General features: G+C 67.0%; 21 protein-coding genes. 19 read left to right on the forward strand and 2 right to left on the reverse strand.

All coding sequences use genetic code 11. The annotated features are described in order from the left end of the window. The first annotated feature begins 123 nt into the window (after window positions 1–123). On the forward strand, window positions 124–1,476 hold the full coding sequence (locus tag ACPDIX_RS06420; RefSeq protein WP_423430951.1) for a Gfo/Idh/MocA family protein: 1,353 nt from the start codon (window positions 124–126) through the stop codon (window positions 1,474–1,476). Between the two features lie 98 nt (window positions 1,477–1,574). On the opposite strand, the gene ACPDIX_RS06425 is transcribed toward ACPDIX_RS06420, so the two are convergent. Next, window positions 1,575–1,811, reverse strand: a complete 237-nt coding sequence (locus ACPDIX_RS06425; protein ID WP_423430952.1) for a thioredoxin family protein — start codon at window positions 1,809–1,811, stop codon at window positions 1,575–1,577. 179 nt (window positions 1,812–1,990) lie between these two features. On the opposite strand from ACPDIX_RS06425, the gene ACPDIX_RS06430 reads away from it, so the two are divergent. After that, entirely contained in the window at window positions 1,991–2,365 is a 375-nt protein-coding gene (locus tag ACPDIX_RS06430) for a winged helix-turn-helix transcriptional regulator (protein WP_423430953.1), read from the forward strand. Here ACPDIX_RS06430 and rfaE2 read toward each other — a convergent pair. Further along, window positions 2,350–2,844 carry a D-glycero-beta-D-manno-heptose 1-phosphate adenylyltransferase gene (rfaE2, locus tag ACPDIX_RS06435; protein WP_423430954.1) on the reverse strand — a complete coding sequence of 165 codons (495 nt, stop codon included), beginning with the start codon at window positions 2,842–2,844 and terminating at the stop codon, window positions 2,350–2,352. The genes ACPDIX_RS06430 and rfaE2 overlap by 16 nt on opposite strands. Window positions 2,845–3,126: 282 nt before the next feature. Here rfaE2 and ACPDIX_RS06440 point away from each other — a divergent pair, with 282 nt between their 5' ends. From ACPDIX_RS06440 to fliP, 17 genes are all read left to right on the forward strand, one after another. Beyond that, window positions 3,127–3,510, forward strand: coding sequence for a flagellar basal body rod protein FlgB (locus ACPDIX_RS06440; RefSeq protein WP_423430955.1), 384 nt, complete (start codon window positions 3,127–3,129; stop codon window positions 3,508–3,510). Between the two features lie 4 nt (window positions 3,511–3,514). After that, window positions 3,515–3,946: a flagellar basal body rod protein FlgC gene (flgC, locus tag ACPDIX_RS06445; RefSeq protein ID WP_423430956.1), complete on the forward strand. Its 432-nt coding sequence runs from the start codon at window positions 3,515–3,517 to the stop codon at window positions 3,944–3,946. A gap of 32 nt (window positions 3,947–3,978) precedes the next feature. Continuing rightward, on the forward strand, window positions 3,979–4,344 hold the full coding sequence (gene fliE / locus ACPDIX_RS06450) for a flagellar hook-basal body complex protein FliE (protein WP_423430957.1): 366 nt from the start codon (window positions 3,979–3,981) through the stop codon (window positions 4,342–4,344). 37 nt (window positions 4,345–4,381) lie between these two features. Continuing rightward, window positions 4,382–6,040 (forward strand): flagellar basal-body MS-ring/collar protein FliF, encoded by a 1,659-nt coding sequence (gene fliF, locus ACPDIX_RS06455; RefSeq protein ID WP_423430958.1) that lies wholly within the window; start codon window positions 4,382–4,384, stop codon window positions 6,038–6,040. Window positions 6,041–6,103: 63 nt separating this feature from the next. Further along, on the forward strand, window positions 6,104–7,102 hold the full coding sequence (fliG, locus tag ACPDIX_RS06460; protein WP_423430959.1) for a flagellar motor switch protein FliG: 999 nt from the start codon (window positions 6,104–6,106) through the stop codon (window positions 7,100–7,102). Continuing rightward, window positions 7,089–7,673, forward strand: a complete 585-nt coding sequence (locus tag ACPDIX_RS06465; protein WP_423430960.1) for a FliH/SctL family protein — start codon at window positions 7,089–7,091, stop codon at window positions 7,671–7,673. The genes fliG and ACPDIX_RS06465 overlap by 14 nt, the downstream gene beginning before the upstream one ends. Further along, window positions 7,670–9,112, forward strand: a complete 1,443-nt coding sequence (locus ACPDIX_RS06470; protein WP_423430961.1) for a FliI/YscN family ATPase — start codon at window positions 7,670–7,672, stop codon at window positions 9,110–9,112. Before ACPDIX_RS06465 ends, ACPDIX_RS06470 begins: the two co-directional genes overlap by 4 nt. Further along, entirely contained in the window at window positions 9,109–9,591 is a 483-nt protein-coding gene (gene fliJ, locus ACPDIX_RS06475; RefSeq protein ID WP_423430962.1) for a flagellar export protein FliJ, read from the forward strand. The genes ACPDIX_RS06470 and fliJ overlap by 4 nt, the downstream gene beginning before the upstream one ends. Continuing rightward, window positions 9,588–10,214: a hypothetical protein gene (locus ACPDIX_RS06480; protein WP_423430963.1), complete on the forward strand. Its 627-nt coding sequence runs from the start codon at window positions 9,588–9,590 to the stop codon at window positions 10,212–10,214. Before fliJ ends, ACPDIX_RS06480 begins: the two co-directional genes overlap by 4 nt. Before the next feature lie 1,126 nt (window positions 10,215–11,340). Then, window positions 11,341–11,790, forward strand: a complete 450-nt coding sequence (locus ACPDIX_RS06485; RefSeq protein WP_423430964.1) for a hypothetical protein — start codon at window positions 11,341–11,343, stop codon at window positions 11,788–11,790. A 25-nt stretch (window positions 11,791–11,815) separates the two neighbouring features. Next, window positions 11,816–12,244 carry a flagellar hook capping FlgD N-terminal domain-containing protein gene (locus tag ACPDIX_RS06490; protein WP_423430965.1) on the forward strand — a complete coding sequence of 143 codons (429 nt, stop codon included), beginning with the start codon at window positions 11,816–11,818 and terminating at the stop codon, window positions 12,242–12,244. Between the two features lie 21 nt (window positions 12,245–12,265). Beyond that, window positions 12,266–13,087, forward strand: a complete 822-nt coding sequence (locus ACPDIX_RS06495; RefSeq protein ID WP_423430966.1) for a flagellar hook-basal body protein — start codon at window positions 12,266–12,268, stop codon at window positions 13,085–13,087. Between the two features lie 6 nt (window positions 13,088–13,093). Next, window positions 13,094–13,633 carry a flagellar basal body-associated FliL family protein gene (locus tag ACPDIX_RS06500; RefSeq protein ID WP_423430967.1) on the forward strand — a complete coding sequence of 180 codons (540 nt, stop codon included), beginning with the start codon at window positions 13,094–13,096 and terminating at the stop codon, window positions 13,631–13,633. A 20-nt stretch (window positions 13,634–13,653) separates the two neighbouring features. Further along, a complete protein-coding gene (locus tag ACPDIX_RS06505) occupies window positions 13,654–14,634 on the forward strand; it encodes a flagellar motor switch protein FliM (RefSeq protein WP_423430968.1) in 981 nt (326 codons plus the stop codon). A gap of 10 nt (window positions 14,635–14,644) precedes the next feature. Next, a complete protein-coding gene (gene fliN / locus ACPDIX_RS06510; RefSeq protein WP_423430969.1) occupies window positions 14,645–14,914 on the forward strand; it encodes a flagellar motor switch protein FliN in 270 nt (89 codons plus the stop codon). 26 nt (window positions 14,915–14,940) lie between these two features. Further along, on the forward strand, window positions 14,941–15,459 hold the full coding sequence (locus tag ACPDIX_RS06515; RefSeq protein ID WP_423430970.1) for a FliO/MopB family protein: 519 nt from the start codon (window positions 14,941–14,943) through the stop codon (window positions 15,457–15,459). Then, complete coding sequence (fliP, locus tag ACPDIX_RS06520; RefSeq protein ID WP_423430971.1) at window positions 15,456–16,283, forward strand: flagellar type III secretion system pore protein FliP; 828 nt, start codon at window positions 15,456–15,458, stop codon at window positions 16,281–16,283. The genes ACPDIX_RS06515 and fliP overlap by 4 nt, the downstream gene beginning before the upstream one ends. The last annotated feature ends 6 nt before the right edge of the window (window positions 16,284–16,289 follow it).

Here is a 16,289-nt window from a genome sequence, read left to right on the forward strand (position 1 = left end):
CGGTTTCCCCCGGGTTGCTAGCCAGGCTGCCGCACGGTGGGAGCGAACCCGCAGGAAGGAGGGCCCTCCGAGCCCGGCCGGTTGCACTTGCCAAGCAGGTGGGCTTCGGCCATTAGGTGGGCCATGAACCGCCGTCAGTTCCTCAAGCTCGGTGCGACCGCCCTGGCTGCGGCCACGGCTGTCCGGTATGTCCCCACCACCTTTGCCGCCACGCGGCCGCGTCGCGTGGGTCTGATCGGGACCGGTTGGTACGGAAAATCGGCGTTGTTTCGCCTGTTGCAGGTGGAGCCGGTGGAAGTGGTGGCCTTGTGTGATGTGGACTCACGGATGCTCAACGAGGCGGCGGACATGGTGGCCGAACGCCAGCGTTCGAAGAAGCGGCCGCAGGTTTACAAGGACTTCCGCCAGATGCTGCGAGAGCAGCAGCTCGACATTGTCCAGGTTTCCACGCCCGATCATTGGCATGCACTGGCCATGATCGAGGCCTGTCGCGCCGGGGCGGACGTCTACGTGGAGAAACCGGTCGGGGTGGACGTCGTGGAATGCCAGGCCATGCTGGCGGCGGCGCGGAAATACAACCGCGTGGTCCAGGTGAACACGCAGCGGCGCAGCACACCCCATCTCATCGAGGCGCGCGATCGTTTCATCCGCGAGGGGCGGCTGGGTCGGATCGGCCTGGTGGAGATCTGCTGCTATTATCACATGCGCTCGCGGGAGAATCCCCCGGACACCCCGCCCCCGGAACACCTGGACTGGGACTTCTGGACCGGTCCGGCCCCGATGCGGCCCTTCAACCGGCTGATCCATCCCCGGGGCTGGCGCAACTTCATGGAGTACGGCAACGGGATCGTCGGTGACATGTGCATCCACATGTTTGACATGGTCCGATGGATGCTCGATCTGGGCTGGCCCAAACGAATCAGTTCCAGCGGGGGGATCCTCGTGGACAAGGAGAGCAAGGCGAACATCACCGACACCCAAACGGTCACATTTGACTATGGCGATTTGGTGGTGGTCTGGACCCATCGCACTTACGGGCGCGCGCCGGATCCGCAATACCCCTGGGCGGCCACGTTCTACGGCGATCGGGGGACGTTGAAGGCCAGCGTCATGAGCTACGACTTCATCCCGCAGGGTGGCGGCCAGCCGGTTCACGCCGACGTGGTGTACGAGCTGGACCAGTATCCAGAGGACAAAACCGAGCGGGATCTGGAACGACATGTTGCCCCGGCTCTGCGCCGGCACTGGAGGGATTTCCTGCGGGCGGTGGACAACCGGAGCCGTCCGGTGGCGGACATCGAAGAGGGAGCCATTTCCAGCGCCTGTTGCATTTTGGGCAACATTGCCCTGCAGTTGGGCCGAACCCTCACTTGGGACCCGGAGCGCTGGCAGGTGGTCGGTGATGACGAGGCCAACCGGCTGCTGCGGCGACCCTACCGTGCGCCGTGGGTGCACCCGGAACCCGACAAGGTCTGAACCACTGTTTTCACCGCCGGCCCGGGCGCACCTTCCCAAAAAGAAACCCGGTGCGTGCCAGCGGACGCACCGGGGTCGGGCGTTGATGCGCAGGTGCTTCAGCGCAGGTCGGACAGTGCCGCGCCGAAGTTGATGTGGTAAACCTGGCCGTTGAGCACGAGGGCCGGGACGGATTTGACCCCCAGCCGCTCCGCCTCGGTCAGACGGGTCTTTTCCTTTCCGAGGTGGACCACCTCCAGCTCGAAGCGCGCCGGATCCAGGGCGCGCGCGACGTTTTCCTCGGCTGCCACACAGACCGGGCAGCCCGCGTGATAGAACACGGCTTTGGTTTTCATCGTTCTTGGTCTCCTGGTTTGGAGTTCTTGTCGGTTCTGCCGGCCGGGCCCGCTTTCGGATCCGGCCGTGTCCAAAGGTGCGCTTCATGCGGTGATGCGCCCAGAGGGCACTTTTTGGTGCCCCCTTACCGTTTGGTAACCCCGTGAAAGTCCGGAGGGACGCGGTATCTTTTCCTGACATGAAGCCGCGGTATCTGTCGTTGAAGGAGCGGACTGCATTCCGGCGTCTGGAGGACGTGGTGGGTTGCAAATGGTCGGCTGCCGTCGTGGCGGCGATTGCGCGTGGGGTCACCCGGCCCGGCCAGCTCGAGCGGTTCATCCCGGGGATTTCGACCAAGGTGTTGAACGAGCGGTTGCGCAAGCTGCTGGACTACGGGCTCATCACGCGCACGGAAAAGCCGGGGCGCATTCCCGAAGTGCACTACCACCTGACCTCCACGGGGCAGAAGCTGAGCGCCATTCTCGACCAGTTGCGCGAGCTGGACGAGGAACACGCGCGCCAGATGCAGGAGGGTCGGCTCGGACCGGACCGGCCTGCTCAGCCGGGTGGTTGAGACCGCAGGCGGCGCAGCAGCTCGGTGGTGGACCGGCCCGGCACCAGTGGCAGCAGGACGATCCGCCCGCCGACCGATTCCACCACGCGCCGTTCGTCCGGGTTGAGGGTTTCCAAACGGTAGTCCCCTCCCTTCACGTAGATGTCCGGTCGGGCCAGCGACAGGAACCGTGTGGCGTCACGTTCGTTGAAGACGCACACCGCGCTTACCGACTCGAGGGCCGCCAGCACGGTGGCGCGGTCGGTCTCCGGGTTCACAGGTCGGTCGGGCCCCTTCAACGCCCGGACGCTGGCGTCGCTGTTCAGTCCCACCAGAAGCACGTCACCAAGCGCGCGGGCGGCTTCCAGATAGGTGACGTGCCCGGCGTGCAGCAGGTCGAAACATCCGTTTGTGACCACCACGCGCCGGCCGGCTTGACGCTGGGACTCCCTCCAACGGGGGAGCTCCGACCATGCAAGGATCTTGTCCGCCAGACCCACGGGGGCAGAGTGTGAGAAACCCGCCTCCGGAGCAAACCCGAACCGGGAGCACGAGGGTGGCCTGACCCGTGGTCGGTTGTCCGCGTGCCGGTCATGTGAAGGCGGATCCGTCACCCAGGCTGCCGGGGCCGGATCGGGCCGGTGCCCGGACAAGGATTGCCCGGTCCGGCGGTAACATTTGCCGCTGACCCGGTTCGGCCGATGCGTAAAACCGCCATTTCCGGCACAAATGGCACTGTGGCATCGGCTTTGCTTCGTCGGGAGCTCGGGATCTTGGGTGCCATGATTGACGCACTCTTCAATCAGACGAATTACCTGGCGGCCAAGCGGATGCTGGACGCGGTGGCGCTGCGGCACCAGGCCATTGCGGCCAACCTGGCCAACTTGGAAACGCCGGGCTACCAGCGGGTGGACCTGGCCCCGTCGTTCCAGCAAGAGTTGCAGCGGGCCATTGCCGCGGGTGACCCCGCACGATTGAAACAGCTCCAGCCGGCCCTGGCGCCCGATCCCACGGCCCTGCCGAACGGACGCGACGGGAACACGGTGAACCTCGAGCAGGAACTGTTGGAACTGAACCAGAACGCCCTGGTTCATGCATTCCAGACGCAATTGATCACCGGCCGCTTGCTGCGACTCAAGCTGGCCATCACCGGACGCCCCGTTTGATCCCATGGTCGAAATCCTGAGCGGCATTCAAACCACGGCTTCGGCCCTCACGGCCGAGCGAACGCGCCTGGACGTCATCGCGGAGAACATCGCCCACGCACAGACCACGCGCGGGCCCGACGGCGGGCCCTACAAACGGCGCGTGGTGGTGTTCGAGACGGTCCTGCGGGATGCCCTGAGTCGTTCCACGCCCGGAGGCGCGCCCGCCACCGTCCGGGTGGCCCGCATCCAGACCGACCCGCGTCCGCCCCTGCTGGTTTATCGGCCGGGGCACCCCGACGCCGACGCCAACGGCATGGTCGCCCTCCCGAACATCAACATTCACGAAGAAATGGCCGATCTCATCGCCGCTTCCCGTGCGTTCGAGGCGAACCTGGCGGTGGTGAAAAACGCACGGGCCATGGCCCTCCAGACGCTGGCCATCGGCAAACGTTGAATCCGGCAAAGGACCCTTTCTGATGTGCCGCCATGTCGCCCTTGTCGCCCATCCCGCTCACCCGTTCCGCGGCGGACTGGCCGGTCCGGCGCGTGGATGGGCCGCCGGGACTGCCACCGCTCACGGCCCCCGCCAGCACCCCCGGCACCGCCCCCGCCGGCCCCACGTCACCTGCAGCCGATCCGTTCGGGCAGTTGCTGCAACAGTTCGTTTCCGAGGTCAACCAGCACCAGCAGGTGGCTGCCCAGACCGTCCAGGCACTGCAGCAGGGTCAACCCGTCCCGCTGCACCAGGCCATCATTGCCATGGAAGAGGCCAGCGTCAGCTTTCAGTTGATGGTGGAGGTGCGCAACAAACTTCTGGAGGCTTACCAGGAACTGATGCGCCTGCAGATCTGAGCGGGGACCGCCCCCGACTCCGGAACCGACATCGTCCATGAACCTCTCTCTCGCTCGACTGGCCGCCCAACTGGCCGGGATCTGGAAGGAACTCCAGTGGACCCAGCGGCTCACGCTGGTCGCGGCGGGTCTGCTGGTGATCGGCGGTCTGGCCGGTGTGGCGCTGTGGTCCGCACGCACGCCCTACGCCCTGTTGTACGGGAAGCTCTCAGATGCCGAGGCCGCCCGCGTCATCAACGCGCTGGACGAGGCCAAGGTGCCCTACCGCATCGGCCCGGGCGGCAATTCCATCTACGTGCCCGCCGACCAGGTCCACGCCGTTCGCATGCAACTGGCCGGTCGGGGCATCCCGCGCGGAGACGGCGTCGGATTCGAGATCTTCGACAAACCCAACTTCGGCATTTCGGACTTCGTGCAGCGCGCCAACTACCTGCGGGCTTTGCAGGGCGAACTGGCCCGCACCATCAGCCAGTTGGACGAGGTGGAATCGGCGCGGGTGATGGTCGTGCTGCCGGAGAACCGGCTGCTGCTGGACCGGGACAAGCAACCCACCGCCTCGGTCTTCGTGCGATTGCGCGGCAGCGGCCCGTTGTCGCCCCAGGCAGTGCAGTCCATCCAATTCCTCGTGGCCAACGCGGTCGAGGGCTTGAAACCCAACCGGGTGAGCGTGGTGGACAACTTCGGCAACGTGCTCTCCGGCAACAGCGAAGACCCGTCGCTCTCCGGCCTCACCGCCAGCCAGCTGGCCGTGCGCCGGGAGCTGGAACAGTACCTGGCCAGGAAAGCCCAGGACATCCTCGACAAGGTGGTCGGGCAGGGCCAGGCCGTCGTGCGTGTGGCCGCCGACATCAATTTCGACACCCTGACCCGTACGGAGGAGCGCTACGACCCGGACGGCCAGGTCATCAAAACCCAGACCAAAAACGAGGAAAACAACGACACCGTGACCAGTTCGCCCACCGTTCCGGTCGGCGTGACCGCCAACACCGCCACCGAAACCAACACCACCACCGCCGCCACGCCCGTCACCAACACCCGCAACCGCAAGACCACCACCACCGTCGAATACGAACTGGGCCGCACCATCAGCAACCTCACCCAACTGGCCGGCGGGATCAAACGACTCTCGGCGGCGGTCACCGTGGCCGCACGGGTGGAGGGGACCGGCCCCGACCGCAAGGTCGTGCCGCGCTCGCCCGAGGAGTTGGAGAAAATCCGGCGCATCGTCGCAGGTGCTCTCGGGATTCAACTGGGCACCGAGAACACCCGGGGCGACAGCCTGACCGTGGAAGAGCTGCCTTTCGAGGACACGTTCGGCCGCGACCTGGTCCGGGAACTGGAACGGCAGCAGCGCTGGGAGTTCTGGCTCTCACTTGTCCGGCAGGTCGGTTACCCCCTTCTGGCCGTCGTTGCACTGCTTCTGCTGTGGCGGCTGCTGCAAAAGTCCGCCACACCGGACATTCCCCTGGGCGTGCCGGTCGGGCAACTCCTCGCCCATGGGAATGGCAACGGAAACGGCCACGGCCATGGTCAGCCCCGCCGCCGGCCCGTGCCCGCCGGAGCCTCCGGCGCCGAGGCAGGCGAGACCCCCGACATGGTCACTCTGGAAGTGCTCAACCAGCTGGTGCGTGAAAACCCTGTCAACCTCGGCCAGGCCCTGCGCGACTGGATGAACAAGGGCCGGCCCCAGGAGTGAGATGCCATGCCTGCCGCCCCTGCTGCCCCTGTCCCCGCAGATGCCCCGGCCCAAACCGAGGGCATGACCCGACTGCAGAAGCTGGCGGCCCTGCTGGTCATGCTCGGGCCCGACCACGCCGCCCTCATCCTCCGCCAGTTCCCGCCGCGCGAGGTCGAGGCCCTCTCCCGCGAAATGGCACGGTTCACCCTCATCACCCGCGAGCAGCAGGAGGCGTTGCTGCGGGAATTGACCCCGGTGATCCTCACCGCGGCCACCGCGGTCTGTGCCGGCGTGGAGACCGCACGTGTCACGCTGGAAAAGGCCCTCGGCTCGTTCAAGGCCAGCGACATCCTGGGCCGCATTGCACCCAGCCGCCCGGTGCCACCGGCGATGCAGGACCTCACCGAAATGGACCCGCGAAACGTGGCCAACCTGATCCGGGACGAGCATCCCCAGACCATTGCCTTCGTCATCAGCCACCTGCCGCCGGAGAAGGCTGCACAGGTGCTGAATCTCTTGCGGCCGGAACAACGCGACCAGGTGGTGGAGCGCCTGGCCACGCTGGCACCCACTCCGGTGGAAGTGACCGAAAAGGTGGCCGAGGTGATCAACGCCAAGCTCGGCGTCAAACAGACCCGCGCCCTCACCCAGACCGGCGGCGTCACCACCGCGGCCGACATCCTCAACGCCATGGACAAGGAGGTCAGCCGCCAATTGCTGGCCAGTCTGGAAGAGCGCAATCCCGAGCTCTGCCAGGCCATTCGCAAGAAGATGTTCACCTTCGAGGATCTGCGGCGCCTGGACAACCAGGCCATCCAGCGCATCCTGCGCGAAATCGAGATGCGCGATCTGGTGCTCGCCCTCAAAAAGGCGAGCGAACCACTCACCCAACTGCTCCTCTCCAACATCTCGCGTCGCGCCGCCGAAACCGTGCGCGAAGAAATGGCTTTCCTGGGCCATGTCAAGCTGCGCGACATCGAGGCCGCCCAGTTCCGCATCATCGACGTCGTGCGGAAACTGGAGGCCGAGGGGGAGATTGACCTGGACGTCGAGGAGACCCCCGAGGATGCCGTGGTCTGAAACCATCCGCCTGGATCGCCCGCTGCGCGGTGTGCGCACCGTCGCGGGTCAACCGCCCCTGGACTGGCCCGCCGTCTGGGCCGAGGAACTGCGACGTGCCCGGGAGGAGGGCCGGCGCGAGGGCGAACGTGCCCTGGGCGAACAACTCATCCGGCAGCGGAACGAACTGGCCGAGTTGCAGCGCGGTGTCCTGGACGCCCTGCGCCGGGCCGTGCCCGAAGTGCTGCAGCAGGCCGAGTCCATGCTGATCCCCCTGGCCTTGGAAGCGGCGCGCCGCATCGTGGCCGAAATCCCCATTGACGCCGCGCTGGTGGAACGGGTCGTCCGCGAGACCCTCCGCCAGGCCGAGGACACCGCCGAGGTCACCATCCGCCTGCATCCGGAGGACCTGGCGCTGCTGCGACAGCACGGGGCCGCGATCCTGCAAGGCACACCCGAGACGGGGCCCCTCCGTTTCGTGGCCTCCCAGGAGGTCAGCCGCGGCGGTTGCGTGGTCCAGACCCGTTTCGGCCTCATAGACGCGCGGCGCGAGACGAAGCTCGAACAGCTCGAACACACGCTGTTGAAATGAACCCCGCGTCCTGCCGCTCCCGATCGTTGGAACGTGCCCTGGCACGGGTGCGTGAGGCCCGCCTGACCGAGACCTGCGGCCGGGTCGTCCAACTGATCGGGCTGGTCATCGAATCCGAGGGACCGCTGGCCGCCGTGGGCGAGGTCTGTCGCATCCTGTCCCCGCGACAGAAGGAGGAGACCTGGGCCGAGGTGGTCGGGTTCCGTGATCATCATCTGCTCCTGATGCCCTTGGGGGAGGTGCACGGCATTCATCCGGGCTGCGAGGTCGTGGCCACCGGCTCGGCCCTCCGCGTGCCCGTGGGCCCGGCCTTGCAGGGCCGGGTCATCGACGGATTGGGCCGGCCCCTGGACGGCCGGGGCCCCGTGGACGCCGAGGCGCAGGTGCCTTTGCAATTGCCTCCGCCCCATCCGCTGCGGCGGCAACGCATCCGCCAGCCGTTTTGCACCGGCGTCAAGGCGCTCGACACCTTCGTGCCGCTCGGCCGGGGCCAGCGCCTGGGCATCTTCGCCGGCAGTGGCGTGGGCAAGTCCACACTGCTGGGGATGATCGCCGCCCATGCCGAGGCAGACATCAACGTGATTGCCCTGATCGGTGAGCGGGGGCGCGAGGTGCGCGAGTTCCTGGAACGGGACCTGGGCGAGGCGGGCCGTCGGAAATCCGTCGTGGTCGTGGCCACGTCAAACGAACCGGCCCTCCACCGTGTCAAGGGCGCCTTCCTCGCCATGGCCATCGCGGAGTACTTCCGGGACCGGGGCCTCAACGTGCTGCTCATGATGGATTCGGTCACCCGGTTCGCCATGGCGCAACGCGAGATCGGCCTGGCCGTGGGCGAACCTCCGGCCACCCGCGGCTACACCCCTTCGGTCTTTTCCCTTCTGCCGCAATTGTTGGAGCGGGCCGGTGCGGGCGAGCAGGGGACCATCACCGGACTGTTCACCGTGCTGGTAGAGGCCGATGACATGAACGATCCGATCGCCGATGCGGTCCGTTCCATCCTCGACGGCCACGTGGTCCTCAGCCGCGAGCTGGCCACGCAGAATCATTACCCGGCCATTGACGTGCTGGAGAGCGTCAGCCGGCTGAATCGCGAGCTCCTGACGCGGGAACAACTCGAGCTGACCGCCGCGGCTCGTGACGCGCTGGCCACCTACCGGCGCAACCAGGACCTGATCCAGATCGGTGCCTATCCGGCCGGCACCAACCCGGCCATCGACCGCGCCATCGCTCTGCAGGAACCTCTGCGGCGGTTTCTGCGCCAGGGTGTGGACGAGGGGTTCACGCTCGAGCAGAGCTGGGCCATGCTCCGACAAACCCTGGCCGCCGGCGGGCCGGCCCCGGCGCCGCCCGGTCCCTCCACGCCGCCGGCCGCTCCGGCACCGCCGCAGTCCCCGACGCTGTGGGGCCGGCCTGATCTGCAACAGCCCTCCGGCTCATGAAACGCTTCCGCTTCAGCCTGCACGCCCTCTGGGTCCTGCGCGGCCAGCAGGAAGAACTGGCCCGGCGCAGGTTCGCCGAAAGCCTCCGCGCGGTGGACCAGGCGGCGGCCGCGGTCCGACACGCCCGCGCCGTGCTGGCCTGGGCCGCGGAGGCGTTTCAGGCACGAGCCCTCGCCGGTGCCTGCGCAGCCGAGCTGCAGCAGGAACGGACCTGGCTGCAGCAGCTTGAAGAGGTCCTCCGGCGTCGCATCCAAGTCTGGCAGGCTGCCTGCTCCGCATCGGAGGCAGCCCGCGAACAGTGGCTGCAGGCCCGACGCCAGCGCGAGATGCTGGACCGCTACCACCAACGCCAGCGGCATGCATGGCAGCAGGCATGGTTGCGCGGAGAACAAAAGGAACTGGATGAGCTGGCCCGCCGCCGGGCGACGGGCTCCGGCACGGGCGCGCTCGGCCATCTGCAAACGGGTTCGATGCCATGACGCGCGTCTTGCAAGCACCCTGGATGGCCGCCCTGGTCGGCGGCCTGTTGTACCTGGGCGTCACCACCGCCCTGCTGACCCAGGTGCGGTTCGTTGCCCCCGGCGGGACGACCCCGGCAACCGCCCTGAGAAAACCACGCCCGGCGGACGACCTGCCCTCCTGGCGATTCCGAAATCCGGAACTGAACCAGTGGATCGCCGAACTGCAACGCGAACGCGAGGCGCTGGCCCTGCGCCGCGAGCAGTTGAAGGAACTCGAAGTGCGCCTGGAGGCCGAGCGCCAGGAACTTTCGGTGATCACACAAACAGTGGCCCGGCTCCAGGCGGAGTTCGATCGCAACATCGTCCGCCTGCAAGAGTCGCAGGCTGAGCAGTTCAAGCGACAGGCCAAGCTGCTCACCGGCATGTCGCTGGACGGCCAACTGGCCCTGCTGGCGGAGATGGCCGACGACGATGTCGTGCGGCTCTTTGCCCTGATGAAAAACGACGACGTCAGCCAGCTGCTCGACGCGATGAGCAAGGCCGGCCCGGCAGAGGCACGCCGGGCGCTCCTGATCATTGAGAAGATGCGCCGGCTCCTGCCGCCCGACACCAACAAGGTTGCCGTCGTTCGATCTCCCTGATCCTGGCATGACCCTCGCCCCCCTTCGCTGGTCCGGTGTGGCGTCCGATGCCGGCGATCCTTCAGGTGCCGGTGCCCGACCAACGCCATGCCTCCAAACGGACGCCACGGCTTTCGCCGAACTGCTCTCCCCACGCGGTGGTGCGGACCCGTCTCCCCGGCCGGAGTCTGTCCACACGGTGGAGGACGCGACGGAGACCCCGCGTCTGCCGCGCCGGTCGGCGGCTCGCCATGCGCACCCGGAGGAGGCGTGGGCAACCGTGGCCGTGCCGCCCGGGTTGTCCGACGTGCGCGGAGCCGGGCTTCCGGCGTTGCCTGCGGCTGCCGGCACGAGTCCCGAGCCGGACACCAGCCTCCCGCAGGGCGGGCTTCGAGCTGGGAACGGGCCGGTGAACCTGGTCGCCCCGGAAACGGCAGGGCAGGGAACGACAGGCCCGACAGGTGCAGGGGCGCACCAGGATGGAGCGGAAGGATCGGGCGCAGACCCGCTGCCCGCCGGAGACTCATCGTCCTCCGACGCCACGGGCACGGTGGACGCGCGCGGACAGCGTGGAAGCGATCCGGCCGCGCGGGAGGCAACCCGCCCCCCTGCGGGGCCAACTGCTCCGGCTCAGGGCAACCCCGGTGACAAGGCGGCGCGTTTCGGTCCGGCAGACGCACCTGCGGTCCGTCCCCTCCAGCCGGCGCTGGCCGGTGAAGCCGTCGGCGAGGCACTGGAGGCATGGGCCATATCGCGACAGGATGCCGCGGCGGTTCGTGATTCCACCTCCCCGCCGGATCGATTCGACCGATCCGCACTTTCGGCCGGGCGCGAGCCGGGGGAATCCATGCGAGCCGAAGCCGCTCCCGTAGAGGAGAAAGTGACCGCAGGCGCGGAAGAAACTTCCGGCCGGGCGGGGCCGCTTCGGGGGGAAATCGGTCCGGAACACGGTGCGGACGGACTCCCGGATGCTGGCACATCCCATGCTCCGCATGTGGTTGCCATGAACAAAGCCGCGCAAACGTCCAAAGATGCCGGGCTGGACCAGCAGAATTTGCCGGGTCATGGCGAAGTGAGTCCTCCCTCTGCTCCGGCTCCTGCAGCCACTCCCGAAACAGCAAGCCCGCAACGCACCTCGCCGGCTGCATTGCAACTGCTTTTTCACGCCCTGGAACGGACCGAGGACATCGTGCAGCTTCACGCCGGTCGTCTGCGCCACTCGGGCACGGACCAGCTCCACGTGGTGATCAAACCGGGGGCGGGCGTGCAACTCTCCATGACACTGCGGCAGGAAGGGGATCGTGTCCACGCAGAGGTCTGGATGCACCGCGGGGATTTGGAATTCTTCCAGCGACACTGGCGTGAGCTGCAGGAGCGGTGCGAGACCCGCGGTATCCAGCTCGGCGATCTGCAGCGGCACCCGGATTTCCAGTCGCATCAGCAACGTCACGGTTACCGGCCGCCCACCGGTGAGTGGGCGGATCCGCTGATGGCCGGGGCATTCGCCGAGTTCGCCCTGGCCGGTTCACTGACCGAACCCCCTTCGCGGCGCGGCCCGCGCCCGGCGCGGCATCGGGGGTGGGAAACCTGGGCCTGACCACCCGGCCTTTGGGAGGAACGCCATGAATGTCTCCGTCAGCACTGCCCTGGCTCGTGCGGCCCTCACGGGCTCGGACACCGAATCGCGCGTGCCGGTCAAGACCCTTTCGCAGGAGGATTTCCTGAAGATCCTGGTGACCCAGATCACCAGCCAGAATCCCCTGCAACCGAACGCGGACCTGAGTTCCATCACCCAGATGGCCCAGTTCACCGCCCTGGAGCAGGTCCGGCAGATGCAGGAAATGATGCAAAGCCTCGGCGACGCCCAGCAACGCATGCAGGCGGCTGCGTTGCTGGGGCGTTCCGTGGCGTTGGAATCCGACGAGCTCGGCCGTGTCGAAGGCGTGGTGGAAGCGGTGGCCTTCGGCGAGGACGGTCCGCAGCTTCTGGTCAACGGTCAACTCTATCCGCTCAAACAGGTCTCGTCGCTCATCACCTCCGCAATCGCCTGACCCTTCAACCACTCCCCGTTTATGCTGCGCTCTCTCAATTCCGGCATCAGTGCCCTCCAGCAGTTTCAGGAACGGATGGACGTCATCGGCAACAACATTGCCAACGTCAACACCACGGGCTTCAAAAGTGCCCGGGTGGACTTTGCCGATGCGTTCAGCCAAACGCTCGGCAACACGGGCGGCAGCCTCCTGCAGATCGGCACCGGCGTGGCCACCAGCGCCATCCGGAACCAGTTCACCCAGGGGGCCATCGCCCGCACCGGCACCCTCACGGATCTGGCCATCTCCGGCCAGGGCTTCTTCGTGGTTCGCAACAACGAAAGCAACGCCCAGTACCTGACGCGCGACGGGAGTTTCCAACTCGACGCCAACGGCTATCTGGTCACCGCCACCGGCCTGCGGCTGCAGGGATACGCCGACGCCGGACTGACCGTGGTGGGGGATCTGCGCATCGACAACACGGGTGCGCCGGGCGGCAGCACCGCGGGCGTGGCCTCCTTCACCATCGACACGGACGGCTACATCCGCGTGCGTCTCTCCGACGGCACCGAGTTCATCCGCGGCCAGGTCCTGCTGCAGAACGTGCAGAATCCACATGCCCTGGCAAAGGAAGGACAGAACCTCTACTCCAACATCGCTGCGGCCGGTCCCCTGAACCAACCCCAGCCACCGAACACCAACGGCCTGGGCACGGTCATCAGCGGCGCGCTCGAGCTTTCGAACGTGGACCTGGCCCAGGAGTTCTCGACGCTCATCACCACGCAACGCGCCTTCCAGGCCGGCGCACGCGTGGTGACCACCAGCGACGAGATCCTGGCCGAATTGGTGAATCTGAAACGTTGATCCGCCATGGCTGAGAATACCGAGGCAATGCAGGGTGCGGAGGCGGCCGGTCAGGAGGGCGCCAGGGAAACCTCCTCCGGCAGCGGGTTCAAGGCGTGGCTGCCATTGATCCTGGTGGTGGTGCTCATGCCGGCGCTGGCCTGGGCCATGACCACCTTCGTGCTGATCCCGCAGCTGCAAAAAAGCCTGGGCCTCGAACCGGCAGCCGCGCATGCCGAGTCGCACGGCTCGAAGAAGGAAGGGCCGCGCGAAACCGTGCAGATGAACAAACTCCTGGTGAACGTGGCCGGCACGATGGGTTCGCGCTATCTGCTGGTCAGCCTGGCGGCCGTCGGCCGCCATCCCGAGTTCCGGGCCAGGATGCAGGAGAACGATCCCCAGTTGCGCGACGTCGCCTGCGGCATCCTGGCCACCAAGACGCTGGCCGACCTCGAGAAACCCGGCGCGCGCAACCTGGTCCGGACCGAGCTCATCAATGCCTTCAACAACGTCCTCGGCGAGGCCATGGTCGAGGAGATTTACCTGACCGAATTCGCGATCCAGTAAACCAACCCGAGGGTCTGGCCATGTCGGAAACCGTTCCGGATGTCCCTTCGCCCGACGGCACCGCCGCTGTTGAAACGGCACAGGCCGTGCAGGTGCTGACCCCGCAGGGGCGTCGCACCACGGTGCCCGGAGAGCGCGTGCGGCCCTACGACTTTCGCCAGTCGGGGTTCCTGGCCCCGAGCGAGCTGCGCCGGATCCGGCTCCGACACGAACAGTTCCTGCGTTCGCTCTCTGCGCGGCTGGCGGTGCTGCTCCGCATCGAATTCGGCCTGCACCTGGAGCGCATTTCCATCGTGGGTTACCAGAAGTTCACCGACGCGCTTCCGCAGCCCACGCACATCACGCTGTTCAAGGTGGATCCGTTGAAGGGAGTGGGATTGCTGGTGATCCCGCCGAAGCTGGGTCTGGCCCTGGTGGACCGTTTGCTCGGCGGAATGGGCCTGCCGCCGGAGACCGAGCGGGACCTCAGCGAGATCGAGGTGGCCCTCCTTGATCAGATCCAGCAGCTCATCCTCCAGGAATGGTGCCTGCACTGGCCGGAGATGCGGGATCTGCGGCCGTTCATCCTGGGGCACGAAACCAACAGCCGCTTCCTCCAGACGTCCCCTCCGGATGCGGCCATCCTGGTTCTCGACCTGAAGGGCGGGCCGGGCGAGTACCGCGAGAGTCTGCAGATGGCCTTTCCGTACGCCACGCTGGAACCGCTGACCCGGTTGCTGGCGCCTCCACTGGCCGATACTCCGGCCGGACCCTCCACCGCGCCCCGACCCTCTTGGAAACACGAGTTCGATGACCTGCCGGTCCCCGTCGCCGTGGAATGGACCGGGCTGCAAATGACCGCCGGCGACCTGGGCCGTCTGCAACCCGGCAGTGTGCTGATGTTGGACGATCCGGCGGTACTGGTCCGCCTCCGGCTCAACGGCGTGCCCCGGTTCCTGGGCCGGCCCGGCGTGCGGGGCGGCCGATGGGCGGTGGAACTGACGGCACCGGTTTCCACCTGAAGGTTTTCCCATGAGCGCAGCAGCTTCTCCTCCCCAAAACCTCGAACTGGTGCTCGACGTTCCGGTGAACCTGAGCATCGAACTGGGCGCCTGCCAACTGCCCATGCGCGAGGTGCTCCAGTTGCAGGTGGGATCGGTCGTGCAACTGGACAAACCCGCCGATGCGCCCGTGGACCTGACCGTCAACGGCAAGCTCATCGCGCGGGGCGAGGTGGTGGTGATCGAAGACCGATTCGGCGTCAAAATCACCGAGGTCATCGCCGGCTCTTCCCCGACGTGAACGGAACCGGCCGTCCCTTCCAAACGATGTGCACCACAGCGCCTCAACGCGGCACCGGGCGTCGCCGGGTGGCGATCGCCTGGATCGTTTTGGCACCGGTCCTCCTGCGGGCGGCGGAGGTCACGGGTGACGGGGCGGCACCCCTTTCGGCGGCCGTGTCTCCGGGCCCCCTGCCGGATCCGGGCGCGGCACTGGTGCGGGTGATGGTGGCCCTGGCGGTGGTGCTCGGCCTGTTCGGCGTGGGCGTCTGGTTGTACCGAAACTGGCAACGCCTGATGTGCCGGGGAACCGAACCGAAGTTGCGCATCCTCGAAGTGCGGCCCTTGGGCGGACGCCAGACCTTGTACGTCGTCGCCTACGAACAGGAACGGCTGCTTCTGGCGGGATCGCCGCAGGGCGTGCAACTTCTCACCCACCTGCCGCCGGGGACCGGCGAGCCCGCCCCGGTCACCCAACCCCAACCCGCTTCCACGCCGGTCCGGGCGGTGCCCCTCCCGCACTCCTTTGCCGACATGCTCCGGCGCGCGTTGCATCCGCGATCATGAACCTGGCGCATCCGCCTGCGATTGCCGGTCGTACCGCCGGCGTGCAAGTGCCCGCCCGGCCGCGCCGGCGCCGGGTCGGCTGGTGGGTGGCGTTGTTCCTGTTGTCCGGCGCTCTTTGGGCCGGGGCCCAGTCCACGAACCTCGTCACCGGGTTCGGCCCCGTCCAGATCACCATCGGCTCCGAAAACGCCCCACAAGACGTGGACGTCGCGTTGAAGGTCCTGCTGGTGATCACCCTCCTCTCGCTGGCGCCGGCCATCCTCCTGCTGATGACCTGTTTCACCCGGGTGGTCATCGTGCTTTCCTTCGTGCGCACGGCGCTCCAACTGCAGGGCACGCCTGCCAATCAGATCATCGTGGGCCTGTCCCTCTTCATCACCTGGTTCGTCATGGCACCGGTCTGGGAACGGATCCACGAGGACGCCCTGGCCCCCTACCAGGCCCGGCAGATCACCGCGCAACAGGCCCTGGACCGCACGGCTGTGCATCTTCGCACCTTCATGCTGCGCCAGACACGGCCCAGGGACGTGGAGCTGTTCATGACCATGGCCCGGATGGAACCGACCGAGCCGGAGCGACTGCCGCTGCGGGTGGTGATCCCGGCCTATGTCCTGAGCGAGCTTCGCACCGCCTTTCAGATGGGGTTTCTCATCTTTGTGCCCTTCATCCTCATTGACCTGGTGGTGGCGACCGTGCTGATGAGCATGGGCATGATGATGATGCCGCCCATGATGATCTCCCTGCCGCTGAAACTCCTGCTGTTCGTTTTGGTGGACGGCTGGACGCTGGTGGTGCAATCCCTGGTGCGGAGCCTGGGGCTTTGAGCAACG

Source organism: Limisphaera sp. 4302-co (genome assembly GCF_049537155.1).
Lineage (GTDB): Bacteria > Verrucomicrobiota > Verrucomicrobiia > Limisphaerales > Limisphaeraceae > Limisphaera.

What these genes read in the sequence shown, in the direction of transcription:
- ACPDIX_RS06480 (WP_423430963.1), top strand. Translation starts at nt 9,588, where the DNA reads ATGACGCGCGTCTTGCAAGCACCCTGGATGGCCGCCCTGGTCGGCGGC.
- ACPDIX_RS06440 (WP_423430955.1), top strand. Translation starts at nt 3,127, where the DNA reads ATGATTGACGCACTCTTCAATCAGACGAATTACCTGGCGGCCAAGCGG.
- fliE (WP_423430957.1), top strand. Translation starts at nt 3,979, where the DNA reads ATGTCGCCCTTGTCGCCCATCCCGCTCACCCGTTCCGCGGCGGACTGG.
- ACPDIX_RS06425 (WP_423430952.1), bottom strand. Translation starts at nt 1,811, where the DNA reads ATGAAAACCAAAGCCGTGTTCTATCACGCGGGCTGCCCGGTCTGTGTG.
- fliJ (WP_423430962.1), top strand. Translation starts at nt 9,109, where the DNA reads ATGAAACGCTTCCGCTTCAGCCTGCACGCCCTCTGGGTCCTGCGCGGC.
- fliG (WP_423430959.1), top strand. Translation starts at nt 6,104, where the DNA reads ATGACCCGACTGCAGAAGCTGGCGGCCCTGCTGGTCATGCTCGGGCCC.
- ACPDIX_RS06470 (WP_423430961.1), top strand. Translation starts at nt 7,670, where the DNA reads ATGAACCCCGCGTCCTGCCGCTCCCGATCGTTGGAACGTGCCCTGGCA.
- ACPDIX_RS06465 (WP_423430960.1), top strand. Translation starts at nt 7,089, where the DNA reads ATGCCGTGGTCTGAAACCATCCGCCTGGATCGCCCGCTGCGCGGTGTG.
- fliF (WP_423430958.1), top strand. Translation starts at nt 4,382, where the DNA reads ATGAACCTCTCTCTCGCTCGACTGGCCGCCCAACTGGCCGGGATCTGG.
- fliP (WP_423430971.1), top strand. Translation starts at nt 15,456, where the DNA reads ATGAACCTGGCGCATCCGCCTGCGATTGCCGGTCGTACCGCCGGCGTG.
- ACPDIX_RS06500 (WP_423430967.1), top strand. Translation starts at nt 13,094, where the DNA reads ATGGCTGAGAATACCGAGGCAATGCAGGGTGCGGAGGCGGCCGGTCAG.
- ACPDIX_RS06420 (WP_423430951.1), top strand. Translation starts at nt 124, where the DNA reads ATGAACCGCCGTCAGTTCCTCAAGCTCGGTGCGACCGCCCTGGCTGCG.
- fliN (WP_423430969.1), top strand. Translation starts at nt 14,645, where the DNA reads ATGAGCGCAGCAGCTTCTCCTCCCCAAAACCTCGAACTGGTGCTCGAC.
- ACPDIX_RS06495 (WP_423430966.1), top strand. Translation starts at nt 12,266, where the DNA reads ATGCTGCGCTCTCTCAATTCCGGCATCAGTGCCCTCCAGCAGTTTCAG.
- ACPDIX_RS06505 (WP_423430968.1), top strand. Translation starts at nt 13,654, where the DNA reads ATGTCGGAAACCGTTCCGGATGTCCCTTCGCCCGACGGCACCGCCGCT.
- ACPDIX_RS06515 (WP_423430970.1), top strand. Translation starts at nt 14,941, where the DNA reads ATGTGCACCACAGCGCCTCAACGCGGCACCGGGCGTCGCCGGGTGGCG.
- ACPDIX_RS06490 (WP_423430965.1), top strand. Translation starts at nt 11,816, where the DNA reads ATGAATGTCTCCGTCAGCACTGCCCTGGCTCGTGCGGCCCTCACGGGC.
- flgC (WP_423430956.1), top strand. Translation starts at nt 3,515, where the DNA reads ATGGTCGAAATCCTGAGCGGCATTCAAACCACGGCTTCGGCCCTCACG.
- ACPDIX_RS06430 (WP_423430953.1), top strand. Translation starts at nt 1,991, where the DNA reads ATGAAGCCGCGGTATCTGTCGTTGAAGGAGCGGACTGCATTCCGGCGT.